The organism is Phyllobacterium sp. RCAM01083 (genome assembly GCF_055685835.1).
This window is the reverse complement of sequence record NZ_JBVFZN010000005.1, coordinates 2,684,054-2,699,529: the sequence shown is the minus strand read 5'-3', so window position 1 is coordinate 2,699,529 and position 15,476 is coordinate 2,684,054. Positions and strand designations below refer to the sequence as shown.

The window sequence follows — 15,476 nt, the reverse complement described above, 5'->3', positions numbered from 1 at the left end:
CCTCCCTCATGGTGAGCTTGTCGAACCACGCACCGCCAACACTGCAATGGCCTCAGCCCCCGCCCGCATGGCGCTTGCTCGCCAGTGCCTCGACCATGATCGCCACGGTTTCCAGATCATCCGGCGACAGCACCCCGATGGCCGCGCGGATGCGCTGCTGCGCAATCGGCTCGGCATCGGTCTCGTCTCCGAACGACAGCAATCTGTCCGGCGTCGTCTGCAGCACTTTTGCAATACGCACGACTGTCGCCAGGTCAGGCTCGCGCCTGCCGGTGACATAATTGCTGTACCGCTTCTCGCTTAAGCCAGCGCGCCGCGCCACATCCGCCTGATGAATGCCAAGCTCTTTGGTTCGCAGGCGCAGATTCGATGCAAATGATTCCATGAGAACAATTTGTTCTGGCAAAAACTACAGGTCGATCTACAATATGACGATTTAATATCGTCTATATGTGGACATTGCCATGTATTTTTCCAATTGTTTTGAATGGGTCATTTTCATCATCTGCCTTTCCCCGATCTGGGGCACGCTGCTTTTCCATGCATGGGAAGCATCGATCAAACCGCGGCTGGTTCCAAGGGATGAAATCACTGACATGGCGGACGCGCTTGTTGCTAGGCATGGCGCGTTTGCCGGGTATCAGGCCTGGATCGAGGAGGACTATGCGTGGCGGCGCGGCGACATGGTGCGCCAGGGCGTCTGGCGCCGTGTGCGGCGGGAGTTGCGGCGGCGGGGATGACACACCTAACGCTTGCATAGCCATTGTGCGTGGTTCGACAAGCTCACCATGAGGGATGTGGTTTGGTTGCAATGCCAATCGGCAGCGTTGCAGGACATACTCCCTGCAACCCTCACCCTCCCTCATGGTGAGCTTGTCGAACCACGCAGGATGGGATTGCAGCATCACACCCGGGTGAACCGCATCATCCAGTTGGTTTCCCAGGTTTCGCCGCCATCGCGGGAAAACGCCTGTTCCCAGCATGGGGTGTGCTGGCAGGGTTCCCAGAGAAACCGCACGCGCACCGGCCTGCCGTCGTCGGTGTCGTCGCCGTAGAACAGGCCTTCATCCTGGTCGAAACGGCCGATAACAGGCGCAAACAGACGGTTGCTCCGGCTGTCCGCCCAGTGCAGCGACCACGAGCCGTCGCGCGGGTTGAACAGGCGCAGTGTGATCCCGGCAAAGCCCTTGGCCGGAATGTCCATCTCTTCCAGATTGGCCGTGTCCTGCAGCAGCTTGCGCACGCGCGACGTGGCGGGAAATTCATCCCAGTCGTCGCAACCGGCAAACCGCCGTTTCAGCCGCAGATTGCGGATGGTCCAGTCGCCGATGAGAAAATCGAAATCCGCCGCGCTGCCGGTCGTCTGTTCCGTGTTGTCCATGATGCCCTCCCTCGCGCCTGTCTGCCGGGCGCGCGGTATAGCGCAGGGCTGCTGACAACCTTCTGTCAGGAGCAACCGTTGCCACGCCCGCTTTTGCGTCTGGCCGTTGAAAGAGGAGAATGACGGGCGGTCCGTGGAACGCGGGTCTAGGGTAGTCCGTATGCAATGCTTGCGATCCAAGGACCACCCGCCCCGACGTTTTCAAGTTTTTGCCCAATGGGTCCACCACCGGGCCAAACCTCCCCGGCCGCACAGGTTTTCCTCCCTGCAGGGCCGAAGCGCCGATCCTTTCCCGACTTTCGAAGGTTTCCGGAAGCATTCCCGCCGGAAAGGACACGAGAAGGATAAGCGCGGATGGGAGAACGTGGATAAGTTGGCGTGATTTTTTTGATGAGGAATGGATTGCATGTCTGTTGTGCGTGGTTCGACAGGCTCACCATGAGGGAATCCAGTGCTCTGCAAAATGCAGCCTCCCTCATGGTGAGCCTGTCGAACCACGCACCACCCCGTTGCGATTGAACATTCAACACAACAGCTTACATCCCGATGCGGAAATGCTAAGAAGCTCGGCATGACAACGAAACCGCGCATCACCATCCTTTACTGCACCCAATGCAGCTGGCTCCTCCGCTCCGCCTGGATGGCGCAGGAACTGCTGTCCACCTTTGGCGCCGATCTCGGCGAGGTGGCTTTGATCCCCGGCACCGGCGGCGTGTTCGAAATCCGCGTCGAGGGCGACCTGATCTGGGAGCGCAAGCGCGATGGCGGTTTCCCCGAAGCCAAGGTGCTCAAGCAGAAGGTGCGCGACATCGTCTGGCCCGAGCGTGATCTCGGCCATTCCGACGGGCACAAGACCGCTATCGCCGGCGAGGCGCTTAAGGACGGGGCAGACAATGGGGTCCCCGCCAGCAACGAGCGGAGCGAGGCGCTTAAGGGCGGGGCAGACAGTTGAGTAAGCCCGAGATTACCACATCAAGGCTGGACGATGCGGCGCGGGCCGGCTGGCTCTATTATGTCGCCGGCAACACCCAGGACGAGATCGCCGCCAAGCTCGGTATTTCGCGCCAGTCGGCGCAGCGCATGGTGTCGCTGGCCGTGTCGGAGGGGCTGGTCAAGGTGCGCCTCGACCATCCCATCGCCCACTGTCTTGACCTCGCGGCGCAGCTGAAAAAGCGCTTCGGCCTCAAGATGGTGGAAGTGGTGCCGACCGATCCGGGCTCGACCTCGACCACGCTCGGCGTGGCCGATGCGGCGGCGGATGAAATGACCCGCTGGCTGAAGTCGGAAGCGCCGATCGTCCTCGGCATCGGCACGGGACGCACGCTGAAAGCGGCCATCGAACGGCTGTCACCCATTGAGTGTCCCCAACATAAGGTTGTATCGCTGACCGGCAATATTTCGCCGGATGGTTCAGCCGCGTATTACAACGTCATTTTCAATATCGCCGACAAGATCAAGGCGCGCTCCTTCCCAATGCCGCTGCCTGTTATCGCCTCCTCGCCGGAGGAGCGCGAGCTGCTGCACGCGCAGGCGATGATCCGTCCGGTGCTGGAATTGTCGGCGCAGGCCAATGTCGCCTTTCTCGGCATCGGCGACCTTGAGGATGACGCGCCGCTGTTCGTTGACGGCTTCATTTCGCGCGATGAACTCCTGGCTTTGCGCCGGGCGGGTGCGGTGTGCGAGATCGTCGGGCGGGCGTTCGACCGCAATGGCGTGCCCATCGAGGGCCTCACCAATGATCGTGTCGCCAGTGCGCATATTCCCTCGCGCGAGACCGCGACGGTGATCGCCATCGCCATGGGCGCCAAGAAGCTGCCTGGTATTGTCGCGGCGATTAAAGGCTGTCTTATCAATGGCTTGATCACGGACGAACAGACCGCCGAAGCACTCCTCCGTCCCGCCTGATTTCCACCGTTTTGCTGGAAGCGAAGGTTCGATGCTGCAGCGCAGCATCGATTGCCTCTTGACTTGTTTTGGGATTGTGTGAGTATTTGCCCATAAGACAAGCAATTGCTCATAACATTCACGGGAGGAATGAGATGTTAACGAGAACGCTTCTGCTCGGCGCTGCGTCAGTTCTGGCCATGGCGAGTTTCGCCAATGCCGAAACGCTGACCATTGCCACGGTCAACAATGGCGACATGGTTCGCATGCAGAAATTGACCGACGACTTCACCAAGAAAAATCCCGACATCAAGCTGGAATGGGTCACGCTCGAAGAAAACGTGCTGCGCCAGCGTGTCACCACCGATATCGCCACCAAGGGCGGCCAGTATGACATCATGACCATCGGCACCTATGAAGTGCCGATCTGGGCCAAGCAGGGCTGGCTCTTGCCGCTCGACGGCCTTGCCAAGGATTACAGCAAGGACGACCTCCTGCCGGCGATCCGCGATGCGGTTTCGGTGGATGGCAAGCTCTATGCCTCGCCGTTCTACGGCGAAAGCGCCATGGTCATGTACCGCAAGGACCTGGCCGAGAAGGCCGGTGTGACCATTCCGGAAAAGCCGACCTGGGACCAGATCGCCGAAGCGGCGAAGAAGATGACCGACAAATCAACCGAGACCTACGGCATCTGTCTGCGCGGCAAGGCCGGCTGGGGCGAGAACATGGCGCTGCTGACGGCAACCGCCAATTCGTTCGGCGCGCGCTGGTTCGATGAAAAGTGGCATCCGCAGTTCGACCAGCCGGAATGGAAGCATGCGCTGAAGTTCTATGTCGACCTGATGAAGGAAGCCGGACCTCCCGGTGCATCCTCCAACGGCTTCAATGAAAACCTCGCGCTGTTCCAGACCGGCAAGTGCGGCATCTGGATCGATGCGACGGTGGCCGCGTCCTTCGTGACCAACCCGAAGGAATCCAAGGTTGCCGACAAGGTGGGCTATGCGCTCTTCCCGACCGGCGGCGTTGAAAACCACGGCAACTGGCTGTGGGCCTGGAACCTCGGCGTTCCCGCCGGCACCAAGAAGGCGGAAGCCGCGCAGAAGTTCATCTCCTGGGCGACCGACAAGGCCTATACGGAACTCGTCGCATCCAAGGAAGGCTGGGCCAACGTTCCTCCGGGCACGCGCACCTCGCTCTATGCCAATGCCGAGTATCAGAAGGCCGCGCCTTTCGCCAAGATCACGCTCGACGCGATGACCGCCGCGAACACCAGCAAGCCGACAATCAAGCCGGTGCCCTATACGGGCGGCCAGTTCGTCGCCATCCCTGAATTCCAGGGCATCGGCACCGCCGTGGGCCAGCAGTTCTCCGCTGCGCTCGCCGGTTCGATGAGTGTCGACCAGGCCCTGCAGGGTGCCCAGGCGCTGACCACCCGCGAGATGACAAAGGGCGGCTACATCAAGTAGAATCCTCCTGGCTCCGGACGGCTTCCGACGCGAATGTCGGATGCCGCCCGGGCCTCCTTTTGCATTATCGTTTTTGATAATTATCGTATCGGAACCTGACCATGGCTACGCTTCAGACACGTGCAACGGCCCGTATCATGATGTCGCCCGCCGTCATCCTGCTCTTCCTGTGGATGATCGTGCCGCTTGTCATGACGCTGTACTTCTCGTTCCTGCGCTACAACTTGCTGATGCCGGGGACCGAGGAATATATCGGCTTTCTCAACTACCAGTATTTTCTGACCGATCCCGCCTTCTTCACCGCGCTTGCCAATACGCTCATTCTGGTTGGCGGGACGCTGCTCATCACCGTCATCGGCGGCATTCTTCTGGCGCTGGTGCTGGATCAGCCGTTCTTCGGCCAGGGCATCGTGCGGCTCCTGGTCATCGCGCCGTTCTTCGTCATGCCGACGGTATCGGCGCTGGTGTGGAAGAACATGCTGATGCATCCGGTCAACGGCCTGTTCGCCTGGATTGCCCGCCTGTTCGGCTTCCAGCCGATCGACTGGTTCGCGCAGATGCCGCTGTTTTCGATCATCCTGATCGTCGCCTGGCAATGGCTGCCCTTCGCCACGCTCATTCTTTTGACCGCCCTGCAATCGCTGGACGGCGAGCAGAAGGAGGCCGCCGAAATGGACGGCGCCGGGGCGATCTCGCGCTTCATCTATCTGGTGCTGCCGCATCTGTCGCGGGCGATCACCGTGGTCATCCTGATCCAGACGATCTTCCTGCTCAGCGTCTTCGCCGAGATTCTGGTGACGACCAATGGCGGACCGGGCATCCAGACGACCAACATCACCTATCTCATCTACATGCAGGCATTGCTGCAGTTCGACGTGGGCGGCGCATCCGCCGGCGGTATCGTCGCGGTGGTCCTTGCCAATATCGTCGCCTTCTTCCTCATTCGCCTCATCGGCAAAAATTTAGAGAGGTAGGATCATGGCCCGCGCAACCACGACACGCAGCAAAGTCATCTTCACCGTTATCGGCTGGACCATCGGTTTCCTGATCTTCTTTCCGATCCTGTGGACGTTCCTCACTAGCTTCAAGTCGGAGGGAGCCGCGGTGGCAACGCCGCCGCAGTTCCTGTTCTTTGACTGGACGCTGGAAAATTACCGCGAGGTGCAGAGCCGCTCCGACTACTTCAAGCATTTCACCAATTCCGTGGTGATTTCGGTGGGCTCCACCCTGATCGGCCTGGTGCTGGCCGTTCCCGCCGCCTGGGCCATGGCCTTCTCGCCGACCAAGCGCACCAAGGACATCCTGATGTGGATGCTGTCCACCAAGATGATGCCCGCGGTCGGCGTGCTGGTGCCGCTCTATCTGATCTTCCGTGACTGGGGTCTGCTCGACACGCGTCTCGGCCTTGTCGCCGTCCTGACCATGATCAACCTGCCGATCATCGTCTGGATGCTCTACACCTATTTCAAGGAAATCCCCGGCGAGATTCTCGAAGCGGCGCGCATGGATGGCGCATCGCTGATGAAGGAGATCGTCTACGTGCTGACGCCCATGGCCGTCCCCGGCATCGCGTCGACCATGCTGCTCAACATCATCCTGGCATGGAACGAGGCTTTCTGGACACTGAACCTGACCGCCGCCAACGCCGCGCCGCTCACCGCCTTTATCGCATCCTACTCAAGTCCCGAGGGCTTGTTCTGGGCCAAACTCTCCGCCGCATCCACCATGGCCATTGCCCCCATCCTGATCATGGGGTGGTTCTCGCAGAAGCAGCTGGTGCGCGGCCTGACCTTCGGCGCAGTGAAATAGGTTTCAGCCTTTGGCGCAGCCAAAAGAGATGGGAAGAATATTATGGGAAGCATTACACTCGAAAAAGTATCCAAGTCATTTGGAACCACCTCGGTCATTCCGCACATCGATCTTGAAATCAACGACGGCGAGTTCGTCGTGTTTGTCGGCCCGTCCGGCTGCGGCAAGTCCACGCTGCTGCGCATGATCGCCGGTCTCGAGGACCTGAGCGGCGGGCGCATCATCATCGACGGCAAGGACATGTCGAGCGAGGCGCCGGCCAAGCGCGGCCTGTCCATGGTCTTCCAGTCCTATGCGCTCTACCCGCATATGACCGTCTACGGCAACATCGCCTTTCCCCTGAAAATGGACGGACAGGAAAAATCCGTGATCGACAAGAAGGTCAAGGACGCCGCGCATATCCTCAACCTCACCAACTATCTCGACCGGCGTCCGGGCCAGCTCTCCGGCGGCCAGCGCCAGCGTGTTGCCATCGGCCGGGCGATTGTCCGACAGCCGAAGGCGTTCCTCTTCGACGAACCGCTGTCCAACCTGGATGCGGCGCTGCGCGGCAATATGCGGCTGGAGATCAGCGACCTGCACCACCAGCTGAAGACGACGATGATCTACGTCACCCACGACCAGGTGGAGGCCATGACCATGGCCGACAAGATCGTGGTGCTGAATGCCGGGCGCATCGAACAGGTGGGCTCGCCCATGGAACTCTACCGCAGCCCCAAAAACGTATTTGTCGCCGGGTTCATCGGCTCGCCGCGCATGAACCTCATCGAAGGTGCGGAAGCCGCCAAGCACAATGCAACGACCCTTGGCGTCCGCCCGGAACATATCCGCATTTCCGCAACGGAAGGTGCCTGGACGGGCAAGGTTGGCGTGACCGAACATCTCGGTTCCGACACCTTCATCCATACCCAGATCGACGGCATCGGTCAGGTGACCGTGCGCACCGACGGGGATTTTGACTCTCAACACGGCCAGCCGATTTTCCTCACGCCGGATCCGGCGCGGCTGCATCGATTTGGCGCGGACGGACAGGTGATTTGACATGAGCAGACTGGCAGGCAAGACGGCATTCATTACGGGATCGGCACGCGGCATCGGCCGGGCCTTTGCGGAGGCCTATCTCAAGGAAGGCGCCGCCCATCTGGTGATTGCCGATATCGATCTGGCGCGCGCGCAGCAGACCGCGACGGAACTCGGCAAGGGCGCGCATGCGGTCAAACTGGATGTGACGGACCAGGCTTCCATCGACGCCGCCGTCAAGGAAACCGTCGACCTGTTCGGCGGCATCGACATTCTCGTCAACAATGCGGCGCTGTTCGATATGTCGCCGACTGTCGAGATCACCCGCGCCAGCTATGAAAAACTGTTCGCCGTGAATTTTTCCGGCACGCTGTTCACGTTACAGGCCGTGGCCAAAACCATGATCGCACGCGGCAAGGGCGGCAAGATCATCAACATGGCGAGCCAGGCCGGCCGCCGGGGTGAAGCGCTGGTCGCCATCTACTGCGCCACCAAGGCCGCCGTCATCAGCCTGACCCAGTCCACGGGCCAGGACCTGATCAAGCACAGGATCAATGTCAATGCGATTGCACCGGGTGTTGTCGATGGCGAGCACTGGGCCGGGGTCGACGCGCTCTTTGCCAAGTATGAAAACCGGCCGCTCGGCGAGAAGAAGCGTCTGGTCGGCGAGGCGGTTCCCTATGGCCGCATGGGCACGGCGGAAGACCTGACCGGCATGGCGGTTTTCCTCGCCAGCAGCGACAGCGATTACGTGGTGGCGCAGACATACAATGTCGATGGCGGCAACTGGATGAGCTGAGCGAAAGCCCGGCTCCTGCTGCGCCCTGAAAACGGGCGCAGACGCAGCTTCATTTGAAAAAAGGGGTTAGGCCCGATGACTGTTAAACTTTCCAAAAGCGCGCTGTCGCAGCTTCCAGCCAACGTCGCTGTACCCGGCTACAGGCAGGCCGATCTGACCGCCGGCATCGTCCATTTCGGTATCGGCAATTTCCATCGCGCCCATCAGGCCGTCTATCTCGACGATCTTTTCAACGCCGGCAGCGATCATGACTGGGCGATTGTCGGCGCCGGGGTCCTGGCGTCGGATGAAACCATGCGGCAGAAACTGCGGGAACAGGACTGGCTGACCACGGTGGTCGAACAGGACAGCGGTCATCGTACCGCGCGGGTGACCGCATCGATGATCGACTACCTGAAACCCGGTGAGACGGAAAATACCATCGCGCGGCTTGCCGATCCGAAAATCCGCATCGTGTCGCTGACCATCACCGAAGGCGGTTATTTCATCGATCCGGCCTCCGGCGTCTTCAACCCGCAGCATCCGGCGATCGTGGCTGACGCCGCCAATATCGGCGATCCCAGGACGGTGTTCGGTCTCATTCTCGCCGGGCTGATGCGCCGCCGCGCCGAGGGCACGGCGCCTTTCACGGTGATGTCCTGTGACAACATTCCCGGCAACGGGCATGTCACCAGCGATGCCGTCAGCGGTCTTGCGGCGCTCGTCGATGCGGATTTGGCGAAATGGGTGAAGGACAATGTCGCCTTCCCCAACAGCATGGTCGACCGCATTACCCCGGCAACCTCCGACCGCGAGCGCGGCATGCTTGCCAGCGATTTCGGCGTCGAGGACAATTGGCCGGTGTTCTGCGAACCGTTCAAGCAGTGGGTGCTCGAGGACCATTTCCCGACCGGCCGCCCGGCTTTGGAAAAGGTCGGCGTCACCTTCGTGAGGGATGTTGCGCCGTACGAGCTGATGAAAATCCGCATCCTCAATGGCGGCCACGCGACCATTGCCTATCCCGCAGCACTGATGGACATTCATTTCGTGCACGAAGCCATGGAGGAACCGCTGATCCGCGGCTTCCTCGGCAAGCTCGAACGGGAAGAGATCATTCCCGTTCTCCCGCCGGTGCCCGGCATCACCTTCGAGGAATATTACGATCTGATCGACCGGCGGTTCTCCAACCCGAAGATCGGCGATACGATCCAGCGCCTGTGCCAGGACGGGTCCAACCGCCAGCCCAAATTCATCCTGCCGACCACGGCGGACCGCTTGAAGGCCGGCAAGAGCATCACCGGCCTGTCGCTGGTTTCCGCGCTCTGGTGCCGGTTCTGCGAGGGAACGACCGATAGCGGTAAGCCGACGAATTATCTTGACGCCAACGCCGAGCGGTTGAAGGTGGAAGCGGTGAAAGCCAGGAGCGATCCCGGGGCATTTCTGGCGATGAGCGATATTTTCGGCGATGTCGGTACGTCGCCCGTCTTCGCCCAATCCTTCTCGCGAATTTTGAAAACCCTTTGGGACAAGGGTACGCGCGAGACATTGAAACTCTATCTCAACGATCAGCTGTGATGGTGCGAACTATGTTCATTTCACCCCCCTCTGGGCTGCCGCCCATCTCCCCCACAAGGGGGGAGATCAGCCTTCATCGATATTCCCGCCAATCTTTGGCGTTAGAATTTAAGCGAAAGCATTCATGTCAAGGTGATCTCCCCCCTTGTGGGGGAGATGTCCGGCAGGACAGAGGGGGGTATCTACTGTATAAATATCCTTCACCTGTGGCTGGCCACGCGCAATGACAACTCCCGCTCTTGTCATTTTCGATTGCGATGGTGTCCTCGTCGACAGCGAGCCGATCTCCATTGCTGTCCTGCTCGACATGATTTCCCGGAGCGGCACGACGCTGTCCGAGGAAGAGGCCTACGAGATGTTTCTCGGGCGCAGCATGGCGACGATCAGCAAAATCCTGCATGAGGACTATGGTTTTGCCGCCAGCGCGGCCGACCTGGAGGATATGCGCGCCAATCTCTACGCACGGTTCCGCGCCGATCTGAAACCGATTCCCGGCATAGCCGAGACGCTCAATCGGCTCGATCTGCCACGTTGTGTTGCCTCGTCGAGCCAGCCCGACCGGATTCGCCTGTCGCTCAAGCTGACGGGCCTGCTCGATCTGCTGGAGCCGAATATTTTCAGCGCCACCATGGTCAAGCACGGCAAGCCGGCGCCGGACCTGTTCCTGTATGCAGCGCAGGTCATGAACACGCCGCCGGAAGACTGCGTGGTCATCGAAGACAGTCCTGCGGGTATCGAAGCCGCCAAACGGGCAGGCATGCGGGTCTTCGCCTTCACCGGCGGCACCCATGCGCGCGGCGGCCGGCTGGAAGCAGCGCTTGCGTCTCTCGAGCCAGACCTTATATTCGGCGACATGCTGGAATTGCCCGGCCTGTTGTCATCACCACAGGCCCGAACAAACGTTCATTAGAGCGTTCCGGTTCACGACAAGCCGGAAGGTTCGAATGCCAGATTTTGTATGTGCTGTGGATGTGGGAACGGGAAGCGCCCGGGCGGGCATTCTTGATATCAAGGGCAATCTCTTGGGGCGGGTGGAACACCCGATCCTGATGAACCGCCCGCTGCCTGACCATGCTGAACATGATTCGGAAGACATCTGGAAGTCGGTCTGCATCGCGGTGCAGGGCGCGGTGGCCGCATCCAAGGTCGATCCGTCCGATATCACCGGCATCAGTTTCGACGCCACCTGCTCGCTGGTTGTGCGCGACAGGGATGGCAAGCCGCTGACTGTCTCGACAGGTGGCGACAACCGCTGGGACACGATCGTCTGGCTGGATCACCGGGCGCTCGACGAATCGGATGAATGCACGGCAACGGGCCACGACGTCCTCAAATATCTCGGCGGGGTCATGTCGCCGGAAATGCAGACGCCAAAGCTGATGTGGCTCAAGCGGCATTTGCCCAACTCCTGGGACAAAGCCGGATATTTTTTCGACCTTGCCGATTTCCTCAGCTGGAAGGCGTCGGGATCGCTCGCACGGTCGCAATGCACGATCACCTGCAAATGGACCTATCTGGCCCATAAGGAACCGGGCTGGCAAAGCGATTATCTCAAAGAGGTCGGCATCGGCGACATGGTCGAGCGCGGCAGCCTGCCGGAGCGGGCGAGCCCGGTGGGGACCGATGTCGGGCCATTGACGCCGGAGGCTGCCAAGGCGCTGGGCCTTACCACGCGCTGCCATGTGGGCGCGGGGCTGATCGACGCCTATGCCGGGGCACTCGGCGTCCTCGGTGGCTTCGCCGGCGATCTCTCGCAGATCGACCGGCACCTGGCTTTGATTGCCGGGACCTCCAGCTGCCTGATGGCGCTGTCGCAGGAGCCGATTTCGTTCAACGGCGTCTGGGGACCCTATTACGGCGCGGCTCTGCCGGATTGCTGGCTGAGCGAGGGCGGACAGTCGGTCTCCGGCGCGCTTCTCGATCACATCATCCGCTGGCACGGGGCTGCGGGCGAGCCCAACGCCGCCCTGCACAAGAAGATCACCGACCGCGTCATGGAACTGCGGGAAAAGGAGGGGCTCGATCTGGCCGGCCGCCTGCATGTCCTGCCGGATTTTCATGGCAACCGCTCGCCGCTGGCTGACCCGCATGCGGTGGGCGTCATCAGCGGCCTGACGCTGGACGCCTCCTTTGACAGCCTGTGCCGCCTCTACTGGCGCACCTCCGTCGGCATTGTCCTTGGCGTGCGGCATGTTCTCGATGCGCTGAACGAGCGCGGCTACGCCATCGACACCATGCATGTGACGGGCGGGCACACCAAGAACCCGCTGCTGATGGAACTCTATGCGGATGCCACGGGCTGTACCGTCATCACGTCGGCTGCCGAAGACGCCGTGCTTCTCGGCACGGCGATGGTCGCGGCAACGGCGGCCGGGCTTTACCCAGATCTGCCCGCCGCCTGCATGGCGATGAAACAGGGCGGGCGCCCGCGCCAGCCCGAACCGAAGGCGCGCCAGCGCTTTGACCGGGATTACCGCATTTTCCTCGAAATGCATGCCCAGCGCAAAGTGCTGGATTCCATGCGGTAGGCCCCAGCTTCCGGTTCTAGTGCGCTTCGTCCCAATTGTGTGCGGCGCGCGCATCCACCTGCAGCGGTACGGACAGGGAAATCGCCGGCATCGCGGCATTGACCATGATCTCGCGAATGATCGGAATGGTCGCGTCGACTTCGCCTTCGGCGGTTTCAAAGATCAGTTCATCGTGCACCTGCAACAGCATACGGGCCGAAAGCTTTGCCTCGTTGAGCGCCGGTTCCATGCGCACCATGGCGCGGCGGATGATGTCGGCGGCCGAACCCTGGATCGGCGCGTTGATCGAGGCACGCTCGTTGAAGGCGCGAACCTGCGGATTGGAGGAGCGGATTTCCGGATAATGCGCGCGGCGTCCGAAGATGGTTTCGACATAGCCGTTCTGCCGGGCGAAAGCCTTGGTCGCCTCCATATAGTCCTTGATGCCGGGGAAGCGCTCGAAATAGGTGCGGATATATTGCCCGGCTTCTTCGCGCGGAATCGACAGCTGGTTGGCAAGCCCAAACGCGGAAATGCCATAGATGATGCCGAAGTTGATCGCCTTGGCGCGGCGGCGCACTTCCGAGGGCATGTCCTTGACCGGAACGCCGAACATTTCTGATGCGGTCATCGCATGAATGTCGATGCCATCGGCGAAGGCCTGGGTGAGCTGGGGAATCTCGGCGACATGCGCCAGGACCCGCAGCTCGATCTGGCTGTAATCGGCGGAAATCAGCTTGTTGCCCGGCGCGGCGATGAAGGCCGTGCGGATCTTGCGGCCTTCGGCTGTGCGCACGGGAATGTTCTGCAGGTTCGGCTCCGACGAGGACAGCCGCCCCGTCGAGGTCGCGGCCATGGCATAGGACGTATGCACCCGCTTGGTATCGGGATGGATATAGCCGGGCAGGGCGTCCGTATAGGTGGATTTGAGCTTGGTCAGCTGGCGCCAGTCGACGATCTTGCGCGGCAGTTCATGCCCTTCCGCCGCAAGGTCTTCCAGCACCTGTGCCGATGTCGACCACTGCCCGGTCTTGGTCTTCGAACCGCCGGGAAGGCTCATCTTGCCGAACAGGATGTCGCCCAGCTGTTTGGGTGAGCCGATGTTGAGCTTTTCCCCGGCAAGCTGGTAAATCTCGTGTTCGATGGCGGCTGCCGCCTGCGCCAGATCGCCGGAGAGGCGCGACAGGATTTGCCGGTCGACGGAAATGCCGCGCTCTTCCATCCGCGCCAGCACGGCAACGAGCGGGCGCTCCAGCCGTTCATAGACCGAGACGAGCCCATCCTCGACCAGACGCGGCTTGAGCAGGCGCCACAGGCGCAGGGTGACATCCGCATCTTCGGCGGCATAGGCGGTGGCGCGGTCGATATCGACCATGTCGAATGTAACCGATGACTTACCGCTGCCGGCCACATCCTTGTAGGCGATGGGCGTGTGACCCAGCCAGCGCTCGGACAGGGCATCCATGCCATGGGTGCCTTCACCCGCATCGAGCACGTAGGAGATCAGCATCGTATCGTCGAAGGGGTGCGGATCGATGCCGTAGCGGTGCATGACCAGCCAGTCATACTTCATGTTGTGCGCGATCTTGAGCACCGAACGGTCCTCGAGCAGCGGCTTCAATACGCGCAAGGCATCGTCGAGCGGAATCTGTCCTTCGACGGTGCCACCGCCGAGGAGATCACCATTGCCGGACTTGTGGTTGAGCGGGACATAGGCCGCATGTCCCGGCCGGATGGCCAGGGAGAAGCCGACCAGCTCGGTCTGCATCGGATCGAGCGAGGTGGTTTCCGTGTCGAACGCCACCAGTCCGGCTTCGGTCGCCTCGTCGATCCAGAGTTGCAGCGTGGCAAGATCGCGGATGCAGGTATAGGCCGTCGTGTCGATCTTCGAAGCCAGCGCTTCGTCGCCGCGCGCCTTGATCAGGTCGGCGGGCAGCATGACGCCGGTATCCGATTTGTCCTGTGGTTTCTCGGTCGTTGAAGCGGGAGCAGTTCCGTCAGGGATTTCAACGTCCGGTCCGTGTGCCTCGGCGACGGTGTCCACCGCGACCTCGGATGGTTCGATGGCGGCGGCATCGATGCCCGTCGCTTCGGCGGCACGCCGGGTCAGGGAGGTGAATTCCATGGCCTTGAGGAAGGCGACCAGCTTCGGTCCATCCTGCGGCTCAAGCCCGAAGTCATCAAGCCCCACTTCGACGGGGGTATCGGTCTTCAGGGTGACAAGCTGGCGTGAGATAAGCGCCTGTTCGCTGAACGCAATAATGTTTTCGCGGCGCTTCTGCTGCTTGATTTCACCCGCACGGGCGAGCAGCGTATCGAGATCGCCGAACTCCTCCAGAAGCTGCGCAGCGGTCTTCGGTCCGATGCCGGGAATGCCGGGAACATTGTCGGTGGAATCGCCGGTCAATGCCTGCAGGTCGATCATCTTTTCCGGCGGCACGCCCCATTTCTCGACGACGTCGGGAATGCCGATCTGCTTGTCCTTCATGCTGTCATACATCGACACCAGCGGGGTGACGAGCTGCATCAGGTCCTTGTCGGAGGAGATGATGGTGACTTCCGCGCCGGCGGCTTCCGCCATCCGCGCATAGGTGGCGATGAGATCGTCCGCCTCGTAGCCTTCCTTTTCGATGCAGGGAAGGTTGAAGGCCTTGGTGGCCTGGCGGATCAGGCCGAACTGCGGAATGAGGTCCTCCGGCGGGGCCGAGCGGTTTGCCTTGTATTCCGGATAGATTTCCTTGCGGAAGGTGTTCGACGAATAGTCGAAGATGACGGCGAAATGCGTCGGCGTCACCCGGACCGAGGTGTCCCTGGCTTCCCGCAGCAGCTTCCACAGCATGTTGCAGAAACCCGATACCGCGCCCACCGGCAGGCCATCCGATTTGCGGGTGAGGGGCGGCAGCGCATGATAGGCCCGGAAGATATAGCCGGAGCCGTCGACGAGAAAGAGATGATCACCTTTTTTCATGGTGCCTACGATTAAATGATCATCCCGCAAAAGGAAATGATCTGTCTTTCCCATGCACCGAAAGATCGCGGGATAGCCGACTCCTCCT

General features: G+C 61.0%; 13 protein-coding genes and 1 pseudogene. 11 read left to right on the top strand and 3 right to left on the bottom strand.

Annotated features, from left to right (window positions below):
• Positions 1-52: 52 nt before the first annotated feature.
• On the bottom strand, positions 53-385 hold the full coding sequence (locus ACZ25R_RS20045) for a helix-turn-helix domain-containing protein (protein WP_223612294.1): 333 nt from the start codon (positions 383-385) through the stop codon (positions 53-55).
• Between the two features lie 79 nt (positions 386-464).
• Here ACZ25R_RS20045 and ACZ25R_RS20040 point away from each other — a divergent pair, with 79 nt between their 5' ends.
• Positions 465-740, top strand: a complete 276-nt coding sequence (locus ACZ25R_RS20040) for a hypothetical protein (RefSeq protein WP_464662256.1) — start codon at positions 465-467, stop codon at positions 738-740.
• A gap of 164 nt (positions 741-904) precedes the next feature.
• Here the strand turns inward: ACZ25R_RS20040 and ACZ25R_RS20035 are convergent, their stop codons facing one another.
• Positions 905-1,381 carry a hypothetical protein gene (locus tag ACZ25R_RS20035; RefSeq protein ID WP_464662257.1) on the bottom strand — a complete coding sequence of 159 codons (477 nt, stop codon included), beginning with the start codon at positions 1,379-1,381 and terminating at the stop codon, positions 905-907.
• Positions 1,382-1,952: 571 nt separating this feature from the next.
• Between ACZ25R_RS20035 and ACZ25R_RS20030 the strand changes: the two are divergent.
• From ACZ25R_RS20030 to ACZ25R_RS19985, 10 genes and pseudogenes are all read left to right on the top strand, one after another.
• A pseudogene (locus ACZ25R_RS20030) lies at positions 1,953-2,225 on the top strand (Rdx family protein); the annotation flags it as partial.
• 104 nt (positions 2,226-2,329) lie between these two features.
• On the top strand, positions 2,330-3,286 hold the full coding sequence (locus tag ACZ25R_RS20025; RefSeq protein ID WP_464662259.1) for a sugar-binding transcriptional regulator: 957 nt from the start codon (positions 2,330-2,332) through the stop codon (positions 3,284-3,286).
• A 134-nt stretch (positions 3,287-3,420) separates the two neighbouring features.
• A complete protein-coding gene (locus ACZ25R_RS20020) occupies positions 3,421-4,731 on the top strand; it encodes an ABC transporter substrate-binding protein (protein ID WP_223612290.1) in 1,311 nt (436 codons plus the stop codon).
• 101 nt (positions 4,732-4,832) lie between these two features.
• Positions 4,833-5,705, top strand: a complete 873-nt coding sequence (locus tag ACZ25R_RS20015; RefSeq protein WP_105738108.1) for a carbohydrate ABC transporter permease — start codon at positions 4,833-4,835, stop codon at positions 5,703-5,705.
• Between the two features lie 4 nt (positions 5,706-5,709).
• Entirely contained in the window at positions 5,710-6,540 is an 831-nt protein-coding gene (locus ACZ25R_RS20010) for a carbohydrate ABC transporter permease (RefSeq protein ID WP_464662262.1), read from the top strand.
• A 42-nt stretch (positions 6,541-6,582) separates the two neighbouring features.
• Positions 6,583-7,581: an ABC transporter ATP-binding protein gene (locus ACZ25R_RS20005; protein WP_464662263.1), complete on the top strand. Its 999-nt coding sequence runs from the start codon at positions 6,583-6,585 to the stop codon at positions 7,579-7,581.
• 1 nt (position 7,582) lies between these two features.
• A complete protein-coding gene (locus ACZ25R_RS20000) occupies positions 7,583-8,359 on the top strand; it encodes an L-iditol 2-dehydrogenase (protein WP_472461993.1) in 777 nt (258 codons plus the stop codon).
• A gap of 75 nt (positions 8,360-8,434) precedes the next feature.
• Complete coding sequence (locus ACZ25R_RS19995) at positions 8,435-9,913, top strand: mannitol dehydrogenase family protein (RefSeq protein WP_472461992.1); 1,479 nt, start codon at positions 8,435-8,437, stop codon at positions 9,911-9,913.
• A 223-nt stretch (positions 9,914-10,136) separates the two neighbouring features.
• Positions 10,137-10,823 carry an HAD family hydrolase gene (locus ACZ25R_RS19990; protein ID WP_472461991.1) on the top strand — a complete coding sequence of 229 codons (687 nt, stop codon included), beginning with the start codon at positions 10,137-10,139 and terminating at the stop codon, positions 10,821-10,823.
• Between the two features lie 34 nt (positions 10,824-10,857).
• A complete protein-coding gene (locus ACZ25R_RS19985; RefSeq protein ID WP_472461990.1) occupies positions 10,858-12,441 on the top strand; it encodes an FGGY-family carbohydrate kinase in 1,584 nt (527 codons plus the stop codon).
• 16 nt (positions 12,442-12,457) lie between these two features.
• On the opposite strand, the gene polA is transcribed toward ACZ25R_RS19985, so the two are convergent.
• Complete coding sequence (gene polA / locus ACZ25R_RS19980; RefSeq protein WP_472461989.1) at positions 12,458-15,388, bottom strand: DNA polymerase I; 2,931 nt, start codon at positions 15,386-15,388, stop codon at positions 12,458-12,460.
• Positions 15,389-15,476 lie beyond the last annotated feature (88 nt).

Excerpts from the sequence above, each read along its gene's own strand:
- ACZ25R_RS20005 (WP_464662263.1), top strand. The coding sequence starts at position 6,583 with ATGGGAAGCATTACACTCGAAAAAGTATCCAAGTCATTTGGAACCACC.
- ACZ25R_RS20040 (WP_464662256.1), top strand. The coding sequence starts at position 465 with ATGTATTTTTCCAATTGTTTTGAATGGGTCATTTTCATCATCTGCCTT.
- ACZ25R_RS19985 (WP_472461990.1), top strand. The coding sequence starts at position 10,858 with ATGCCAGATTTTGTATGTGCTGTGGATGTGGGAACGGGAAGCGCCCGG.
- ACZ25R_RS19995 (WP_472461992.1), top strand. The coding sequence starts at position 8,435 with ATGACTGTTAAACTTTCCAAAAGCGCGCTGTCGCAGCTTCCAGCCAAC.
- polA (WP_472461989.1), bottom strand. The coding sequence starts at position 15,388 with ATGAAAAAAGGTGATCATCTCTTTCTCGTCGACGGCTCCGGCTATATC.
- ACZ25R_RS20020 (WP_223612290.1), top strand. The coding sequence starts at position 3,421 with ATGTTAACGAGAACGCTTCTGCTCGGCGCTGCGTCAGTTCTGGCCATG.
- ACZ25R_RS19990 (WP_472461991.1), top strand. The coding sequence starts at position 10,137 with ATGACAACTCCCGCTCTTGTCATTTTCGATTGCGATGGTGTCCTCGTC.
- ACZ25R_RS20015 (WP_105738108.1), top strand. The coding sequence starts at position 4,833 with ATGGCTACGCTTCAGACACGTGCAACGGCCCGTATCATGATGTCGCCC.
- ACZ25R_RS20010 (WP_464662262.1), top strand. The coding sequence starts at position 5,710 with ATGGCCCGCGCAACCACGACACGCAGCAAAGTCATCTTCACCGTTATC.
- ACZ25R_RS20045 (WP_223612294.1), bottom strand. The coding sequence starts at position 385 with ATGGAATCATTTGCATCGAATCTGCGCCTGCGAACCAAAGAGCTTGGC.
- ACZ25R_RS20000 (WP_472461993.1), top strand. The coding sequence starts at position 7,583 with ATGAGCAGACTGGCAGGCAAGACGGCATTCATTACGGGATCGGCACGC.
- ACZ25R_RS20035 (WP_464662257.1), bottom strand. The coding sequence starts at position 1,381 with ATGGACAACACGGAACAGACGACCGGCAGCGCGGCGGATTTCGATTTT.